Annotated in this window: 18 protein-coding genes; 9 read left to right on the top strand and 9 right to left on the bottom strand. The window is 66.2% G+C overall.

Going from position 1 to position 16,431, the window contains the following annotated elements; translation table 11 throughout:
* Positions 1 to 54: 54 nt before the first annotated feature.
* Together H610_RS0104165 and aspS are read right to left on the bottom strand one after the other, a co-directional pair.
* Positions 55 to 801 (bottom strand): YebC/PmpR family DNA-binding transcriptional regulator, encoded by a 747-nt coding sequence (locus H610_RS0104165; RefSeq protein ID WP_028238516.1) that lies wholly within the window; start codon positions 799 to 801, stop codon positions 55 to 57.
* Positions 802 to 952: 151 nt separating this feature from the next.
* Complete coding sequence (aspS, locus tag H610_RS0104155; RefSeq protein ID WP_028238515.1) at positions 953 to 2,728, bottom strand: aspartate--tRNA ligase; 1,776 nt, start codon at positions 2,726 to 2,728, stop codon at positions 953 to 955.
* Between the two features lie 330 nt (positions 2,729 to 3,058).
* On the opposite strand from aspS, the gene H610_RS0104150 reads away from it, so the two are divergent.
* A complete protein-coding gene (locus tag H610_RS0104150) occupies positions 3,059 to 3,529 on the top strand; it encodes a Dps family protein (RefSeq protein ID WP_028238514.1) in 471 nt (156 codons plus the stop codon).
* 175 nt (positions 3,530 to 3,704) lie between these two features.
* Positions 3,705 to 4,310, top strand: a complete 606-nt coding sequence (locus H610_RS26105) for a cold-shock protein (RefSeq protein ID WP_028238513.1) — start codon at positions 3,705 to 3,707, stop codon at positions 4,308 to 4,310.
* Positions 4,311 to 4,321: 11 nt separating this feature from the next.
* Here the strand turns inward: H610_RS26105 and H610_RS0104140 are convergent, their stop codons facing one another.
* Positions 4,322 to 4,528, bottom strand: coding sequence for a SlyX family protein (locus H610_RS0104140; RefSeq protein ID WP_028238512.1), 207 nt, complete (start codon positions 4,526 to 4,528; stop codon positions 4,322 to 4,324).
* The gene (locus H610_RS0104135; protein ID WP_028238511.1) at positions 4,525 to 4,950 is read right to left on the bottom strand and encodes an HIT domain-containing protein; all 426 of its coding nucleotides are present in this window, start codon (positions 4,948 to 4,950) and stop codon (positions 4,525 to 4,527) included. Before H610_RS0104135 ends, H610_RS0104140 begins: the two co-directional genes overlap by 4 nt.
* A 455-nt stretch (positions 4,951 to 5,405) precedes the next feature.
* Here H610_RS0104135 and H610_RS0104130 point away from each other — a divergent pair, with 455 nt between their 5' ends.
* The 4 genes from H610_RS0104130 to H610_RS0104115 all read left to right on the top strand — a co-directional run bounded on the left by H610_RS0104130 (position 5,406) and on the right by H610_RS0104115 (position 10,083).
* Entirely contained in the window at positions 5,406 to 6,644 is a 1,239-nt protein-coding gene (locus H610_RS0104130) for an OprD family porin (protein WP_028238510.1), read from the top strand.
* A gap of 177 nt (positions 6,645 to 6,821) precedes the next feature.
* Complete coding sequence (locus tag H610_RS0104125) at positions 6,822 to 8,540, top strand: proline--tRNA ligase (protein ID WP_028238509.1); 1,719 nt, start codon at positions 6,822 to 6,824, stop codon at positions 8,538 to 8,540.
* Between the two features lie 9 nt (positions 8,541 to 8,549).
* Positions 8,550 to 9,503: a hypothetical protein gene (locus tag H610_RS0104120; RefSeq protein ID WP_043237575.1), complete on the top strand. Its 954-nt coding sequence runs from the start codon at positions 8,550 to 8,552 to the stop codon at positions 9,501 to 9,503.
* A gap of 10 nt (positions 9,504 to 9,513) precedes the next feature.
* On the top strand, positions 9,514 to 10,083 hold the full coding sequence (locus tag H610_RS0104115) for a transglycosylase SLT domain-containing protein (protein ID WP_028238507.1): 570 nt from the start codon (positions 9,514 to 9,516) through the stop codon (positions 10,081 to 10,083).
* Between the two features lie 748 nt (positions 10,084 to 10,831).
* On the opposite strand, the gene H610_RS0104110 is transcribed toward H610_RS0104115, so the two are convergent.
* Both H610_RS0104110 and H610_RS0104105 read right to left on the bottom strand, forming a co-directional pair.
* On the bottom strand, positions 10,832 to 11,293 hold the full coding sequence (locus H610_RS0104110) for a TlpA family protein disulfide reductase (protein WP_028238506.1): 462 nt from the start codon (positions 11,291 to 11,293) through the stop codon (positions 10,832 to 10,834).
* 1 nt (position 11,294) lies between these two features.
* Positions 11,295 to 12,536 (bottom strand): virulence factor BrkB family protein, encoded by a 1,242-nt coding sequence (locus H610_RS0104105; protein ID WP_028238505.1) that lies wholly within the window; start codon positions 12,534 to 12,536, stop codon positions 11,295 to 11,297.
* A gap of 181 nt (positions 12,537 to 12,717) precedes the next feature.
* On the opposite strand from H610_RS0104105, the gene arsC reads away from it, so the two are divergent.
* From arsC to H610_RS0104090, 3 genes are read left to right on the top strand one after another with little or no spacing between them, the layout of a single operon-like run.
* Positions 12,718 to 13,071 carry an arsenate reductase (glutaredoxin) gene (gene arsC / locus H610_RS0104100; RefSeq protein WP_028238504.1) on the top strand — a complete coding sequence of 118 codons (354 nt, stop codon included), beginning with the start codon at positions 12,718 to 12,720 and terminating at the stop codon, positions 13,069 to 13,071.
* Entirely contained in the window at positions 13,068 to 13,673 is a 606-nt protein-coding gene (gene wrbA, locus H610_RS0104095; RefSeq protein ID WP_028238503.1) for an NAD(P)H:quinone oxidoreductase, read from the top strand. Before arsC ends, wrbA begins: the two co-directional genes overlap by 4 nt.
* On the top strand, positions 13,666 to 14,076 hold the full coding sequence (locus tag H610_RS0104090) for a DUF2069 domain-containing protein (protein WP_028238502.1): 411 nt from the start codon (positions 13,666 to 13,668) through the stop codon (positions 14,074 to 14,076). The genes wrbA and H610_RS0104090 overlap by 8 nt, the downstream gene beginning before the upstream one ends.
* 23 nt (positions 14,077 to 14,099) lie before the next feature.
* Here H610_RS0104090 and hda read toward each other — a convergent pair whose 3' ends face one another.
* From hda to H610_RS0104075, 3 genes are read right to left on the bottom strand one after another with little or no spacing between them, the layout of a single operon-like run.
* Complete coding sequence (gene hda / locus H610_RS0104085; protein ID WP_028238501.1) at positions 14,100 to 14,804, bottom strand: DnaA regulatory inactivator Hda; 705 nt, start codon at positions 14,802 to 14,804, stop codon at positions 14,100 to 14,102.
* On the bottom strand, positions 14,801 to 15,892 hold the full coding sequence (locus H610_RS0104080) for an AI-2E family transporter (protein WP_028238500.1): 1,092 nt from the start codon (positions 15,890 to 15,892) through the stop codon (positions 14,801 to 14,803). The genes hda and H610_RS0104080 overlap by 4 nt, the downstream gene beginning before the upstream one ends.
* Positions 15,883 to 16,431, bottom strand: coding sequence for a CDP-alcohol phosphatidyltransferase family protein (locus H610_RS0104075; RefSeq protein ID WP_028238499.1), 549 nt, complete (start codon positions 16,429 to 16,431; stop codon positions 15,883 to 15,885). The genes H610_RS0104080 and H610_RS0104075 overlap by 10 nt, the downstream gene beginning before the upstream one ends.

Genomic DNA, 16,431 nt, shown 5'->3' with positions numbered 1-16,431 from the left:
TCGAGCGACGGCCGTCCGCCACGCGCATCGATCCCGACATCCTCGACCCGGCGCTCAGCCGAGCTGCTCCATGACATCGTCGGGAATATCGGCGTTGGAATAGACGTTCTGTACGTCGTCCAGGTCCTCGAGCATGTCGATGAGCTTGAGGACTTTCTGCGCCGTTTCCAGGTCGAGCGTCGCGGTGGTCGAAGGAACCATCGCGATCTCGGCCTCTTCCGGCTTGAAGCCGGCCTCGGTCAGCGCCTCGCTCACCGCGATGAAGTCGGTGAACGCGGTGAACACCTCGATCGAACCGTCGTCGTTGGTCACGATGTCGTCCGCGCCGGCTTCCAGCGCCGCTTCCATCAGGGCATCCTCGTTGACACCCGGGGCGAAGCTGAGCTGGCCCTTGCGCTCGAACAGGTAGGCCACCGAACCGTCGGTGCCGAGGTTGCCGCCGCACTTGCTGAACACATGGCGCACTTCGGCCGCGGTGCGGTTGCGGTTGTCGGTCATGGCCTCGACGTACACGGCGACGCCGCTCGGGGCGTAGCCTTCGTAGGTCAGCTCCTCCATGTTGTCCGCATCGCCGGAGCCGGCGCCACGGGCGATCGCACGGTCGATGGTGTCGCGGGTCATGTTGGCGGTCAGCGCCTTGTCCACCGCCAGGCGCAGACGCGGGTTATCCGCGGGGATGCCACCGCCCTGCCTGGCCGCGACCGTGAGTTCGCGGATCAGCTTGGTGAAGATCTTGCCTTTCTTGGCATCCTGCCGCTCTTTGCGGTGCTTGATGTTGGCCCATTTGGAATGACCAGCCATAACTCACTCCATCTTGTCTTCGACTGCAGGAGCGAGCTTGCTCGCGAAAGAACGGGTGCTATGCCGGTTCGCGAGCAAGCTCGCTCCTACGTGGATCCAGATCGCGAGCAAGGGCTCGAACGCCCTCCTCGCCCCCACAGGGTTCGTGTGTTTATTCCGCCTTCGGCTGCTCGCGCAGGCGGATGTGCAGTTCGCGCAGCGCCTTGGCGTCGACCGCGCCGGGCGCCTGGGTCATGACGTCGGCGGCGCTCTGGGTCTTCGGGAAGGCGATGACCTCGCGGATCGAGCTGGCGCCGGTCATCAGCATCACCAGACGGTCGAGGCCGAAGGCCAGGCCACCATGCGGCGGCGCACCGTACTTGAGCGCATCGAGCAGGAAACCGAACTTCTCCTGCTGCTCTTCCTCGCTGATGCCCAGCACGCGGAACACCGCCTGCTGCATGGCCTTGTCGTGGATACGGATCGAGCCGCCGCCGAGTTCGGTCCCGTTGAGCACCATGTCGTAGGCGCGCGACAGCGCGGCGGCCGGATTGGCCTCCAGCTCCTCGGGCGAGCACTTGGGCGAGGTGAACGGGTGGTGCAGCGCCGACAGCGAGCCGTCGTCGTTCTCCTCGAACATCGGGAAATCCACCACCCACAGCGGCGCCCACTCGCAGGTCAGCAGCTTGAGGTCGTGCCCCAGGCGGATACGCAGCGCGCCCAGCGCCTCGGAGACGATCTTCGCCTTGTCGGCGCCGAAGAACACGATGTCGCCGTCCTGCGCACCGACGCGATCGAGGATCACGTTCAGGTTCGCCTCGGGGATGAACTTGACGATCGGCGACTGCAGGCCCTCCACACCCTTGGCGCGCTCGTTGACCTTGATGTAGGCCAGGCCCTTGGCGCCGTAGATGCCGACGAACTTGGTGTAATCGTCGATCTGGCTGCGCGGCATGCTCGCCGCGCCCGGTACGCGCAGGGCCGCCACGCGCCCCTTGGGGTCCCTGGCCGGGCCGCTGAATACCTTGAATTCGACCTCCTGCAGCTGGTCGGCGACGTCCACCAGCTCCAGCGGGATGCGCAGGTCGGGCTTGTCCGAGCCGTAGCGGCGCATGGCTTCTTCGAACGGCATGTGCGGGAACTCGCCGAACTCGATGTCGAGCACTTCCTTGAACAGCTTGCGGATCATGTTCTCGGTGATGCCGATGATGTCCGCCTCGTCGAGGAAGCTGGTCTCGATGTCGATCTGGGTGAATTCCGGCTGGCGGTCGGCGCGCAGGTCCTCGTCGCGGAAGCACTTGGCGATCTGGTAGTAGCGGTCGAAGCCGGCCACCATCAGCAGTTGCTTGAACAGCTGCGGCGACTGCGGCAGGGCGAAGAAGCTGCCGGGATGGGTGCGGCTGGGCACCAGGTAGTCGCGCGCGCCTTCCGGCGTGGCGCGGGTGAGGATCGGGGTTTCGACGTCGAGGAAGCCGTTGTCGTCCAGGTAGCGGCGGATGCTGGAGGTGATGCGCGAACGCAGCTTCAGCTTGGCGGCCATCTCCGGGCGACGCAGGTCGATGAAGCGGTAGCGCAGGCGGGTTTCCTCGCCGACATCGGAGTACTCGTCCAGCGGGAACGGCGGGGTCTCGGCCTGGTTCAGCACCTCGAGTTCGTAGCCGAGCACCTCGATCGCGCCCGAGGCCATGTTCGGGTTGACCGCGCCGGCCGGCCGCAAGCGGACCTTGCCGGTGACCTTGACCACGTATTCGCTGCGCACCCGGTCGGCCTTGACGAACGTCTCGGCCCGATCCGGATCGAACACCACCTGCGCCAGACCTTCGCGGTCGCGGATGTCGAGGAAGATCACCCCGCCATGATCGCGGCGGCGATGGACCCAACCGCAAAGAGTGATCTCCTGGCCATCCAGGCTTTCGTTCAACTGGCCGCAATAGTGGCTGCGCATCATGGTGGTGGTCGCTTCTCGTCTCGATTTTCGAGCGGCCTGAGCCGCGGGAACAAGCGCGGAAGTATATCCGCTTAATCGCCGAGGCGCAGCCGTGCCGACCACCGCCGGGCGAGCGGAACGATAGCCATAGCGCATGTCGGACATAGGGTCTGTTGCCGTTTCGTCGCGAGCTGCGTTGCCGCGAACGAAATGGCAACAGACCCTAGAGATCGCCGATAGAACCGGCGGCCTTGATCCAGCTCAAAACAGCGACAATCCGTCAGCGCGCCCGGCTCGCCCAAGGGCGGCTTTTCTGGCATAACGAGCGACAGAACCACAGAGGAGACTCGCATGGACATCAACATCGGTATCGAAGAGCAGGATCGCAAGGCAATCGCCGAAGGCCTTTCGCGGCTGCTGGCCGACACCTATACGCTGTACCTGAAGACCCACAACTTCCACTGGAACGTCACCGGCCCGATGTTCAACACCCTGCACGCCATGTTCGAGCAGCAGTACACCGAGCTGGCGCAGGCCGTCGACCAGATCGCCGAGCGCATCCGCGCCCTGGGCCAGTACGCGCCCGGCACCTACGGCGCCTACGCCAAGCTGTCGTCGATCAAGGAAGCCGAAGGCGTCCCGGCCGCCGAGGACATGATCAAGCAACTGGTCGAAGGCCAGGAAGCGGTGGTCCGCACCGCGCGCAGCCTCTTCCCGCTGCTGGAGAAGGTCAGCGACGAGCCTACCGCCGACCTGCTGACCCAGCGCATGCAGGTCCACGAGAAGACCGCCTGGATGCTGCGCAGCCTGCTCGCCGCCTGAGCCCTTCCCGGGATGCGGGCACCCGCCTGCATCCCTTACCTTCCAGCGCCCATTTGAGGCGCTTTCTTCTTTTGCTGTTAAATACGCGCCCTGCAGTGACCCCGCGTCCGGCTTCTCTTTTTCACCGGCCGCGCGAGCCACTGCAGTCGTCCTTTATTTAACGAGTCAAAAGAAAATGTCGAGAGCCTTACCCTTGATCGCAGGCGCCATCGCCCTGCTGCTTGCACTGTTCACTGCCATTCAATCCGGCGCAGCCGACTCCTCCTCCAATTCCGCCATCGCACTGGCCCTGCTGGGCCTGATGAACATTCAACTGGCAGCGGCGCACTGGCACCGCACGCCGGCGCGCACGAAGCATGGTGTACCGGTGGCCGCCAGCAGCCTGCTGGCCGCCGCCGTGGTGGTGCAGGCGAGCACCGCGCTGTTGCTGGCCCCCGAGTTCGAAGTGGCAGCGACCGTCGCCGCCCTGGCGCTGGTCATCATCGCCACCGCGCTGCAGTTTCAGCCGTCCGAACACCGCACCCCGCGGCCGCACCGCGCGCCGCGTCGGCAGCCAGCGGCGGCACTGGCGAGGGGCCGCGAGACCGGCACGGTCAAATGGTTCAATACCTCGAAGGGATTCGGCTTCATCTCTCGCGATTCGGGGGAGGACATCTTCGTCCACTTCCGCGCCATTCGCGGCGAAGGGCACCGCGTGCTCGCCGAGGGGCAGCGCGTGGAGTTCTCGGTCACGCAGCGCGAAAAGGGGCTGCAGGCCGAGGACGTGGTCTCCCTGGCCTGAGCGGGCCGGATTCAGTAGTGAGGGGGCGGCGCTTCGTCGCCCTCCTCGATCCGCCCGGACAATTCCTCCTGGCGCCGGGCAAGCACGGTGAGCTGCGCGCCCAGCCGCTCGATCAGGCCCTGCAGCCTGACCACCTCGTCGTTCAAGGCCTGGATGGTGTCATCCTGAAAGGCCAACCGCACTTCCAGCTCCGCGATTCTCGACTCCAGCTCGTTCATGCCTCGCTCCAGGTAAAGTCTCGGGTCAGCACCAGCTTGAGCTTCTGCCGTATGGACGCGACCTGCCCGGCGTCATAGGGAACCGCAGCCCCCCGCCCCCAGACCGGCGCCGGCCAGGCGGCATCGTCACGGCGGCGCGCCACAACATGGACGTGCATCTGCGGCACCATGTTCCCCAGGCTGGCGATGTTCATCTTCTGCGCCCCGAAGGTGTCCTTGATCTTTTCCGCCAGCATTGCCACCTCGCCCCACAGGCGGGCCTGGTCGGCGGCATCGAGCTGAAAAACCTCGGTCACCTCCTCCCGCCGCGGCACCAGGATGAACCAGGGGTAGCGCGCATCGTTCATCAGCAGCAGGCGGGACAGGGGCAGGTCGCCAAGCATGAGGGTATCGCGGGCAAGCTGTGGATCGAGTTCGAACATGGCTCGACTCCTGTGTCGAAACGGCATGGGTTGGATCACCGCGGCAGGATACCGCAGGCCCGGGGAAGCGAGCACCAAGGGCACGCGCACCAACAAGGCGCACTCGCACGAAACTGGTGCGCAAGTGCTACCGCAATTCCCACTTCCTTGTTATAGAAACAGCGCCCACCAGCGAAAGTGCGGGCCTGACAACGGCTGGCGCGTTCTGTGCACGGTAATTGCTACTGCCCCAAACAGCCGGCAAGTGTTTCCACTTACCGGCAATAAGGGCCGCCTGAAGTCTGCCGCTTTCTCCGTGAAAGCAGGCCGAATCAGGAAAAAACCCCAAAAAAATTGCCGTTTAAGCTGACGCACAAGCTAGGGCTCGCGTGTAGAATCCCGCCGAGAATAAGAAAGCGCAGCTTCTCTTCGGTGGGAAGTGAGCATTATTTGAAAAACCAATGGAGCAAAACTCGATGCAAGTGATGAAGTGGAGTGTCATCGCCTTGGCCGTTGCGGCCGGCACAACCCAAATGGCCGTCGCGAGCCAGCAATCCGAGTCCAAGGGCTTCGTCGACGACGCCAGCCTGAGCCTGTTGCTGCGCAACACTTACTGGAATCGCGACCATAAAGATGGCGTTGATGATGTCGATACCTGGGCTCAAGGTTTCATCGCCACTTTCGAGTCCGGCTTTACCCAAGGCCCGGTCGGCTTCGGCGTCGACGCCTTCGGCCTGCTGGGTGTAAGACTTGACGGCGGGCAGGGCGACATGTTCCCGCAGAATTCGGATGACGATTGGGCTGATGACCTGTCCCAAGCCGGTGCGGCGGTTAAGGCCCAGTTCTCGAATACTGTTATCAAATACGGCGATCAGTTCACCGCCCTTCCCGTATTCTCCTCTGATGACTCCCGCCTGCTGCCGCAGTCTTTCACCGGCACCATGATCACAAGCAGCGAAATCGAAGGGCTTGAACTCAACGCAGGTCACTTTACCGCTGACAGCCCCATGGGCTCGCCAAGCCGCGACCCCAACGGACTGAAGAGCCTTGACCTGTTCGGCGGCAGCTACAGCTTCACCGACAACCTGAGCGTCGCGTTCTACATGTCGGACGTCGAAGATACCTATAAGAAGAAGTATGCCAACATCAATTATGTAATGCCCCTGTCCGACACGCAGGCTCTGACCTTCGATGTCAACTATTACAAAACCACCGATATTGACGAGCGCATCAGCGAAAACAGCGCCGTTGACGACAACACGTTCTGGAGTGCTTCGGCCAAATACAGCGTCGGCGCTCATGCGTTCATAGTCGCTCACCAGCGCGTTTCTGGTGATACCGGCTACCTCTACGACAACGGCGACGGCGGCGGCACTATCTGGGTAGCGAACTCCTATCTCTCCGACTTCAACTTCAAGGACGAGCGCTCCTGGCAAGCCAGCTATGAACTCGATTTCACTGGCTATGGCGTTCCTGGCTTGTTCTGGAAAACCGCATACGTGCGCGGCGACAACATCGACGCAGCATTCTACGGCGGCGAAGGCGAAGCGACCGAACGCGAGATCTTTAACCAGGTTTCCTATACCTTCCAAGATGGTCCGGCCAAGGATCTCAAGCTGAGGGCACGCAATTCGATCCTGCGGACTAACAACCCGGCCTGGAACGATATCAACGAATGGCGCCTGTTCATTGAGTATCCGCTCAGCATCTTGTAATTAGGGAACTAGGTACCACTCGGAAAGCCCGGCAAACTCGCCGGGCTTTTTTATTTCGGCTTATCAGGGTGAGCCATCGCAAAGCCTATTCTTTCAGCCAGAGCCCTTCTGTACGCGCCTACCGCCCCGCCGTACAATGCCCGGCCAACCCCGCCTGCAAGCACGAAGACGGCCACCATGCGCACCAGTCAGTACCTGCTCTCGACCCTGAAAGAAACGCCCTCCGATGCGGTTGTCATCAGCCACCAGCTGATGCTGCGCGCCGGGATGATCCGCAAGCTCGCTTCCGGCCTGTACACCTGGCTGCCGATGGGCCTGCGGGTGCTGCGCAAGGCCGAGGCGATCGTGCGCGACGAGATGAACAAGGCCGGCGCGCTGGAAGTGCTGATGCCGGCCATCCAGCCGGCCGAGCTCTGGCAGGAATCCGGCCGCTGGGTCCAGTACGGGCCCGAGCTGCTGCGCCTGAAGGATCGCCACGACCGCGAGTTCTGCGTGGGCCCGACCCACGAGGAAGTGATCACCGACCTGTGCCGCAACGAGCTGAACAGCTACAAGCAGCTGCCGATCAACTTCTACCAGATCCAGACCAAGTTCCGTGACGAGATCCGGCCGCGCTTCGGGCTGATGCGCGGGCGCGAGTTCATCATGAAGGACGCGTACTCCTTCCACCTTGACCAGGCCTCGCTGCAGGAAACCTACGACCGCATGCACCGGGCCTACTGCAACATCTTCACCCGCCTGGGCCTCGATTTCCGTCCGGTCCAGGCCGACACCGGCTCCATCGGCGGCACCGGTTCGCACGAATTCCACGTGCTCGCCGAATCGGGCGAGGACGACATCGCCTTCAGCAGCAGCTCCGACTACGCGGCCAACATCGAGAAGGCCGAAGCCATTCCGCGCGAAACCGAACGCGCGCCGGCGAGCGAAGAGCTGCGCCTGGTCGACACCCCGGATACGCGCACCATCGCGGATCTGGTCGAACGCTATCAGTTGCCCATCGAGCGCACCGTGAAGACGCTGGTGGTGCGCGGCATCGAAGCGGGCCAGCTGATCGCCCTGCTGGTGCGCGGCGACCACGAACTGAACGAAATCAAGGCCGCCAACCTGGCCCAGGTGGCCAGCCCGCTGGAATTCGCCTCGGAAGCCGAAATCCGCAGCGCCATCGGCGCCGGCCCCGGCTCACTCGGCCCGCTGAACCTGCCCATTCCCTGCATCGTCGATCGCTCGGTCGCGCTGATGGGCGATTTCAGCGCCGGCGCCAACATCGACGGCAAGCATTACTTCGGCATCAACTGGGAGCGCGACCTGCCGCTGCCAGAGGTCGCCGACCTGCGCAACGTGGTGGCCGGCGACCCCAGCCCCGACGGCCAGGGCACGCTGGAGATCAAGCGCGGCATCGAGGTCGGGCACATCTTCCAGCTCGGCACCAAGTACAGCGAGGCCATGGGCTGCAGCGTGCTCGGCGAAAGCGGCAAGCCGGTGACCCTGGTCATGGGCTGCTACGGCATTGGCGTGTCGCGCGTGGTGGCCGCGGCCATCGAGCAGAACCACGATGCGCGCGGCATCCTCTGGCCGGCCGCCCTCGCCCCGTTCCAAGTGGCGATCGTGCCCATGAAGTACGAGAACGCCGCGGTACGCGAGGCCACCGATCGCCTCTACGAGCAACTGGTCGCCGCCGGCCTCGACGTGCTGCTGGACGACCGCGACAAGAAGACCAGCCCCGGCGTCAAGTTCGCCGACATGGAGCTCATCGGCATTCCGCATCGCATCGTGGTGAGCGAGCGCGGGCTGGCCGAAGGCACCCTCGAATACAAGCACCGTCGCGACGACCAGCCCCGTGCCGTGGCCATCGACGACATCCTCACCTTCATCAACGAAGCCCGTACTTCTCGCTGATCGGAAATCATGCCCCACCCACGCCTGTCGGTCCTGACCGTTGCTGTCTGTACAACCCTTCTGCTGGGTGGGTGCGCCAACCAGCTTCCGCAGCGTAGCGAGCAAGAGGCACGCGCCGAGCGCAAACTGCTCGACCACGGGCTGCGAATCGAGGTCGGCGAGCCCGGCGTACTGCAGCTGCCGCAGCGGCGCGTACGGGTGCTGGAGCAGAAGACCTTCGAGGTGACCGACTTCGAGGTCACCCGGCACTACGACCGCTACACCCCCTACCAGGCCTGGCGCGAACTCTACGAGATTCCGCTCGGCGCGGTGGCGGTGGTCGCCGGCATCGGCGCCAACGTGCTGAACGTGGTGATGCTCGGCACCCTGCCGGAGCAGGCCACGCGCAACTGGATCAGCTACGGCTTCGCCGGACTCAACCCCTTCCTCAACGTCGAGTCCAACGGGCGCTCGGAGCAGAACCTGGCCAGCCTGGTGGAAGACCGTCGCGACGCCCGCCTGGAATACACCAGCCTGCCCTGGGCCGAGCGGCCGGTCACCGTGCTGGCGGGCGAGGAGCGCCACGAACTGCTCACCGACCGCAACGGCATCCTGCGCCTGAACCTGCTCGACGGCCCCTTCGCCGAGCAGAACATCACCAGCATCGGCAAGCTGGTCCTGCAGGTGCGCGACCCGCAGGACGGCACCGAGGCCGAAGCGCAGCTGCTGGTCAGCCGCGACCTGCGCGCCAAGCTCGGCGAGGCCCACGACCTGGTGTTCCGCGACCTCGAGGGCGACGACGTCGACCAGTGGGTCTACCGGGTCAAGCGGCTGTCCGAGCTGGGGCTCGAGGAAGAAGCCAGCGAGCTCGAGCAGAGCCTGATCGAACTGACGCGCAACGACCCGGAACTCCAGCAGGCCTTCCTGCAGCGCCTGCTGCAGGACACCGGACGCGTCGCAACCGATCGCAACGAAGACGACTGAGCACCAGCGGATGGCCCGGTCCCTGCTGCTGGTCGCCCTGCTCGCCCTCGCCACGCCGCTGGCCGCCAGCGTGCGCCAGGCGCCGGAACCGGAGCTGCGCGAACTGCTGCAGGAAACCGTCGCCCAGGCCGACAGCTTCGAGGACCGCTTCGACGCCGAGGTCTGGCTGCTGGACATGTCCACCCGCCTGGCGCGCTACCTGCCCGATGCCCGCGAACGCCTGACGCTGCTGCAACAAGTTCATCGCGAGGCCAGCCGGGCCGGGCTGAGGCCCGACCTGGTGATCGCCCTGATCCACGCCGAAAGCCGTTTCGACCGCTTCGCCGTATCCAGCGTGGGGGCACAGGGGCTGATGCAGATCATGCCGTTCTGGAAGGCCGAACTCGGCCGCCCGCAGGACAACCTCACCGACAACGCCACCAACCTGCGCTACGGCTGCACCATCCTCAGCTACTACCTGAAGAAGGAGAACGGCGACCTCAGCCGCGCGCTGGCGCGCTACAACGGCAGCCTCGGCCAGCTCCGCTATCCGACCAAGGTGATCGGCTTCTGGCAGGACTACTGGTACGTCAGGCCCTGAGCACGGCCGAGGCGATTCGGCGTGCCTCCCTCATCCGGCCCTGCGGGCCACCTTCTCCCGGCGGGAGAAGGGACAGGCTCGGCGCCACCGCCCGCAGGGTGCGCCACGCATCTCCTGCTCCGGCGAACCGTCTCCAAGAGGAGAAGGGAACGACATCGCAACGCCTGCGCCTCGGCAACCGGCTGCGGTCCGAAATCTGCCGGCAGGGCTGAACCGGGTCGCGGCCGGGACCACACCCACCAAATGCGCTTTTTGTAGGAGCGGTCTTGGCCGCGAACCGGGCCTGCACTCGGCCAGCACCAACACAAACCAAACCGCGCGCCAAGGTGAGGACTAGGTGACGGCGCGGTCTCCCTCATCCGGCCCTGCGGGCCACCTTCTCCCGGTGGGAGAAGGGACAGGCTCGGCGCCGCCGCCCGTAGGGTGCGCCACGCACCTCCTGCCCCGGCGAACCTTCCTCGGGGGCGAAAGGAAAGACATCGCAACGCCTGCCGCCTCGGCAACCGCCTGCGGTCCGACATCTGCCGGCAGGGCTGAACCGGGGCGCGGCCGGGACCACACCCACAAATGCGCTTTTTGTAGGAGTGGCCTTGGCCGCGAACCGGGCCTACACAACGCCTGCCACCTCGGCAACCGCCTGTAGGAGCAGGCTCTGCCTGCGACCGAGGCCTGCACCGTACCCTGCACCGGCACCCGACCAAACCCGTCTCCTTCCGGGAGACGGCAAAGCTGCCGGGCAGACAGCCTCCTAGCCGTCGCCCGAAAGCGCCGCAATGCGCTGACGCAACCCTTCTGCCGTCTGCTCGCCGACCAGTTGCTCGCGCACCCTGCCCTCGCCGTCGACCAGGTAGGTCACCGGCAGCACCGGACTGCGCGGCAGCTCGAGCCGCTCGGCCGGGTCCTCGGTGAGCACGCGGAAGCGGATGCCGAGCGCATCGGCCGCTTCGCGCAGCTCGCCGCCCTGCAAGCCGTCGAAATTCACCCCGAGCACCAGCGGCGCCTCGGCGGAGGCGGACAGCCTGTTCAGCTCCGGCACCTCCTTGCGACAGGGCGCGCACCACTCGGCCCAGTAGTTGATGACCTTCCAGCGGCCGTCCATCTGGTCGGCGGTCACCGCCTGCCCGTCGAGGTCCGTCCCCCAGTCCTCGGCGCAGCCGGCGAGCAGCAGGGCGGCGAGCAGCCCCAGCCAGGGCCTGCGTGGCGATTGCATTTCACTGTCCTCCTTCGGCCGGCGTTTCACGTCCCGCCCGCAACCAGTCTGCCAGGCTGCCGCCGAACAGCGCGCCCTGCTCCTGCCCGAGCAGCGCGAGCGAGCGGCGCAGGGTCGGATACCAGGGTTCCTCGAGCTGCTCCGGCAACTGGTCGAGACGGGCGAGCGGCCAGGGATTGGCGCGCATCAACTGGTCCAGGCTGTATTGTCCCAGGTCGCGGCACAGCACCCAGCCACCGCCGCCCGTGCGGCAGACCAGGTGCTCGTGGGTGAAGAATTCCATGATCTCGTCCCATTCGTCCTCGGGCAGGTGCCACCCAGCGCGATGCGCGTGGCCGAGGCGCAGTTCGCGTCCCGCCTGCTGGCAGTCGTGCAGCATCCGCAGCAGCACCAGCATCACCACCAGCCGGGGAATGTTGCGGCAACGCCATTCCCGCGAGGAGGACAGGCCGCAGACGATCTCGGCGCCGAACAGCACGATCAGCCAGGACAGGTAGATCCACAGCAGGAACAGCGGAACCGCGGCAAAGGCGCCGTAGATCAGCTGGTAGCTGGGGAAGAAGGTCACGTAGAGGCTGAACGCCTGGCGCGCCAGCTCCAGCAGCGTGGCGGTGAAGGCCCCGCCGATGAGCGCGTGCCGGATCGGCACCCGGGTGTTCGGCACCGCGGCGTAGATGAGCGTGAAGGCCAGCACGCTGAGCACCAGCGGCATGACCTTCAGCAGCGCCCCGGTCCCCAGCAGGGCGTCGGGCCCGGAGATCAGCGACAGCGAGGTGATGTAGGTGCTCACCGCGAAGCCGGCGCCCAGCAGCAGCGGGCCGAGGCTGAGGATCGCCCAGTACAGCAGGAAGCTGGACATCCCGCGCCGGGGCTGACGCACGCGCCAGATGGTGTTGAAGGTCTTCTCGATGGTCACCAGCATCATGAAGGCGGTGATCATCAGGAAGCCCACGCCGATCCAGGTGAGCTGGCGCGCCTGCGTGGTGAAGGCGCCCAGGTACTCCTGCACGGTGGCGCCGGCCGAAGGCACGAAATTCTGGAAGACGTACATCTGGATCTGCTCGCCGACGCCCTGGAACGCCGGAATCGCCGCCAGCATGGCGAAGGTCACGGTCATCATCGGAACAACCGCGAACAGCGTGGTATAGGTCAGCGCGGCCGCGCTGTAGGGGCCCTGGTCGGCAAGGAAGCGCTGGACGAGGAAGCGGCTGAATTCGAAAAAACCCTGTACCCGCTGGTGCATGCCTTCTCCTTAGCGTTCCGGCTCGGACCGGCCTGTACGGCCGATCGTTCCCGCCGCCCTTCCGGAACCGCGCCTGCCGGGAAGATTGATTACCGCAACGAGCCGGCGGTTCCGGCCGGATGCCGAGAGCGGTAGAGAGAGGGGTAGAATACCCAACTTTCCCGACGAGACACCTGAGGCGATGACCGAGCTGACGCTGTACCACAATCCTCGCTGTTCCAAATCCCGCGCCGCGCTGGAGCTGCTCGAGCAGCGTGGCCTGGCGCCCACCGTGATCCGCTACCTGGAAACTCCGCCGAGAGAAGCTCAGCTCGCCGAGCTGCTGCAGCGCCTGGGCATCGGCGCGCGCGCCCTGCTGCGCACCGGCGAGCCCGAATACCAGACGCTCGGGCTGGCGGAGCCGTCGCTCAGCGAGGCGCAGCTGATCGCCAGCATGGCGGCCCATCCGAAGCTCATCGAGCGACCCATCCTGGTGGCCGGCGACAAGGCGGTCATCGGCCGTCCGCCGGAGCGCGTGCTGGAGATCCTGCCGTGAGCGCACCCTACATCTTGGTGCTCTACTACAGCCGCCACGGCGCTACGGCGGAAATGGCCCGGCAGATCGCCCGCGGCGTCGAACGGGCCGGCCTGGAGGCGCGCCTGCGCACCGTGCCGGCCGTCTCCACCGAGTGCGAGGCGGTGGCGCCGACGATTCCCGACAGCGGCGCCCCCTACGTGACGGCGGAGGACCTGCGCCAGTGCGCGGGCCTGGCGCTGGGCAGCCCGACGCGATTCGGCAACATGGCTGCGCCGCTCAAGTATTTCCTCGATGGCACCAGCAGCCTGTGGCTGACCGGCGAGCTGGTGGGCAAGCCGGCGGCGGTCTTCACCTCCACCTCCAGCCTGCACGGCGGCCAGGAAAGCACCCTGCTGTCGATGATGCTGCCGCTGCTGCACCACGGCATGCTGCTGCTCGGCCTGCCCTACAGCGAGAGCGCGCTTCTGGAAACCCGAGGCGGCGGCACGCCCTATGGCGCCAGCCACCATGCCGGGAGCGACGGCAAGCGCCCGCTGGACGAGCACGAAACCACCCTGTGCCGCGCGCTCGGACAGCGCCTCGCGCAAACCGCCCGCAATCTGGAGTCGACCCGTGGCTAAAACACCCAAGCCGTTGCCCGCCCTGGAATGGCTGAGGCCACGGGTGAAAGCCAGCCGCGCACTCGCCCTCGCCGCCTTCGTCGCCCTCGCCGTGCTGGTCGCCGGCTACACCCTGCTGTTCGCCGACCTGCACGGCGCCCGCACCTGGGTGGTGCTGAGCATCCAGCTCGTTCCGCTGCTGCTGGTGGCGCCGGGGATGCTGGCCGGCAGCCCGCGCGCGCATGCCTGGACCTGCTTCATCGTCAACCTGTACTTCATCCAGGGCGTGCTGGCCGCCATCGACCCGGCGCGGGCGGCCTATGGCTGGATCGAGGCGGTCCTCAGCGCGGTACTGTTCAGCGCGGCGCTGCTGTACACCCGCTGGGGCTACCAGTACCAGCGCCGGGCCGCCGGCGAGCAGTGAGCAGTGAGCAGTGAGCAGCCGGACTACCAGTCCAGCGTCTCCTTGAGGAAGGGAATGGTCAGCTTGCGCTGAGCCTGCAGCGACGCGTGATCGAGGCGGTCGAGCAGTTCGAACAGGGCGCTCATGCTGCGCGAACCACGGGTGAGGATGAAGCGCCCGACGTCGTCGGGCAGGTTCAGGCCCCGGCGCGACGCCCGCAGCTGCAGGGCGCGCAGCTTGTCCTCGTCGGACAGTTCCTTGAGCTGGAACACCAGCGCCAGGGTCAGGCGCGACTGCAGGTCCGGCAGCGCGACCGGCAGTTCCCGCGGCGGCTCGCTGGCCGCCAGCAGCAGCCGGCGGCCGCTGTCGCGCAGCCGGTTGAAGAGGTGGAACAAGCCCTCCTCCCAGGCGCTGTCGCCGACGATCGCGTCGAGGTCGTCAAGGCACACCAGGTCGCACTGCTCGAGGTTGTCGAACAGCTCCGGGCCGTAGCCCGCCACCTCGGCCAGCGGCAGGTAGATCGCCTGCTGGCCGCGCTCCTCAATACGCAGGCAGGCGGCCTGCAGCAGGTGGCTGCGCCCGGCGCCCACCTTGCCCCAGAGAAAGATCAGCTCGTCGGACCAGCCCGCCTCGGGCGAGCACAGCCGCTCCACGTAGCCCAGCGCCGCGGCGTTCGCGCCCGGATAGAAATTGGCGAAGGTGGCATCGTCGCGCAGGCGCACGCCGAGTGGCAGCTGGATCGGCTTCATGGCTCGGGAAGGTCTTCGGTGGACACCGGCTCGGCGTAAAGGTCGGAGAGTTTATAGAGATCGTGCACGTGGCGCAGCAGGACCATGATCACCGCCGCCACCGGCAGCGCCAGCAGCACGCCGGTGAAGCCGAACAGCTGGCCGCCGGCGAGCACCGCGAAGATCACCGCCACCGGGTGCAGGCCGATACGGTCGCCGACCAGCCAGGGCGTGAGCAGCATGCCCTCGAGGAGCTGCCCGACGGTGAAGACCGCCGCGACGCCGAGCAGCGGGTAGGGATCGAGGCCGAACTGGAAGAGCGCCGCCACCACCGCCACGCCGATCCCCACCACGAAGCCCATGTAGGGCACGATGCTGGCCAGCCCGGCGAGCACGCCGATCAGTAGCCCGAGGTCGAGCCCGACCAGCATCAGCCCGCCGGCGTAGATCACCGCCAGCGCCAGCATGACCAGCAGCTGCCCGCGCAGGAAAGCGCCGATGACCTCGTGGCACTCGCTCATCAGCCGCACCACCAGCCCCTCGCGCCGGCGCGGCAGCAGGCCGCGCAGCTTGGCCATGATCAGGTCCCAGTCGCGCAGCAGGTAGAAGCTCACCACCGGAATCAGCAGCAGGTTGCCGACCCAGGCGAGCAGCGCCAGGCTCGAGGCGGTCGCCCGGCTGAGCACCATGCCGACCAGATCGGTGGTGCTGCCCAGGTGGCCGGCGAAGGCCGTCTTCAAGCGGTCGACGCGCCAGAAGTCCGGATCCAGCCCCAACTGCGACTCGACCCAGGGCAACAGGCTCTGCTGCAGCCAGTCCAGCGCCAGCGGCGCGAGCTGATACAGATGCACCAGCTGCCGCCCGAGCATCGGCACCAGCACCAGCAGGGCCAGCAGGCACAGCAGCGAGAACAGGGCGAAGACCACCACCACGCCCCAGGTGCGCGACAGCCGCCAGCGTTCCAGCCGGTCGACCAGTGGGTCGCCGAGATAGGCGAGCAGCATGCCCACCAGGAACGGCGTCAGGATGGGTATCAGCAGGTAGATCAGCCAGCCGGCGAGGGCCAGGCCGAGCAACCAGGGCCAACGGGCGGGAGGGGTCAGGGACATGCCTTGTGCCTTCTGTAGAGCGTGGTCCATTGCCACACATAATGGGCGCCGCTGGACAGCGTCAGCAACGCCACCAGCGGCAGGAGCACGTGGTTGGCCGGGCCCATGCCCGGCAGCAGGCTGGTTTCCAGCAGCAACGCCAGGACCAGCACGATCTGCAGCACGGTCGAGCACTTGCCGAGCCAGGTCGGACGGATGTCGAGCGCACCGACGCGATAGCGAAAGGCGCCCGCGCCGCCGACGATGACCAGGTCACGCAACAGCAGCACGGCGGTCAGCCAGACGGGCACCAGCCCGTTCAGCGTCAGACAGACATAGCTGATCACCAGCAGCAGCTTGTCGGCGATCGGGTCGAGCCAGGCCCCCAGCCGGCTGGTCCAGCCGAACCGGCGCGCCAGCAGGCCGTCGAGCGCATCGCTGAGACCGGCGAGGAGAAACAGCCAGAGCGCCTGCGGGTACTGCTGGCGCAGCAGCAGCCAGGCGACCGGCAGCACCAGCGCCAGGCGCAGGCAGGTCAACAGGTTGGGCAGATGACGCAT

Source organism: Stutzerimonas azotifigens DSM 17556, from assembly GCF_000425625.1.
Lineage (GTDB): Bacteria > Pseudomonadota > Gammaproteobacteria > Pseudomonadales > Pseudomonadaceae > Stutzerimonas > Stutzerimonas azotifigens.
Note: the sequence above shows the minus strand (reverse complement) of the source record. Positions and strands in the feature narration are given on the sequence as shown.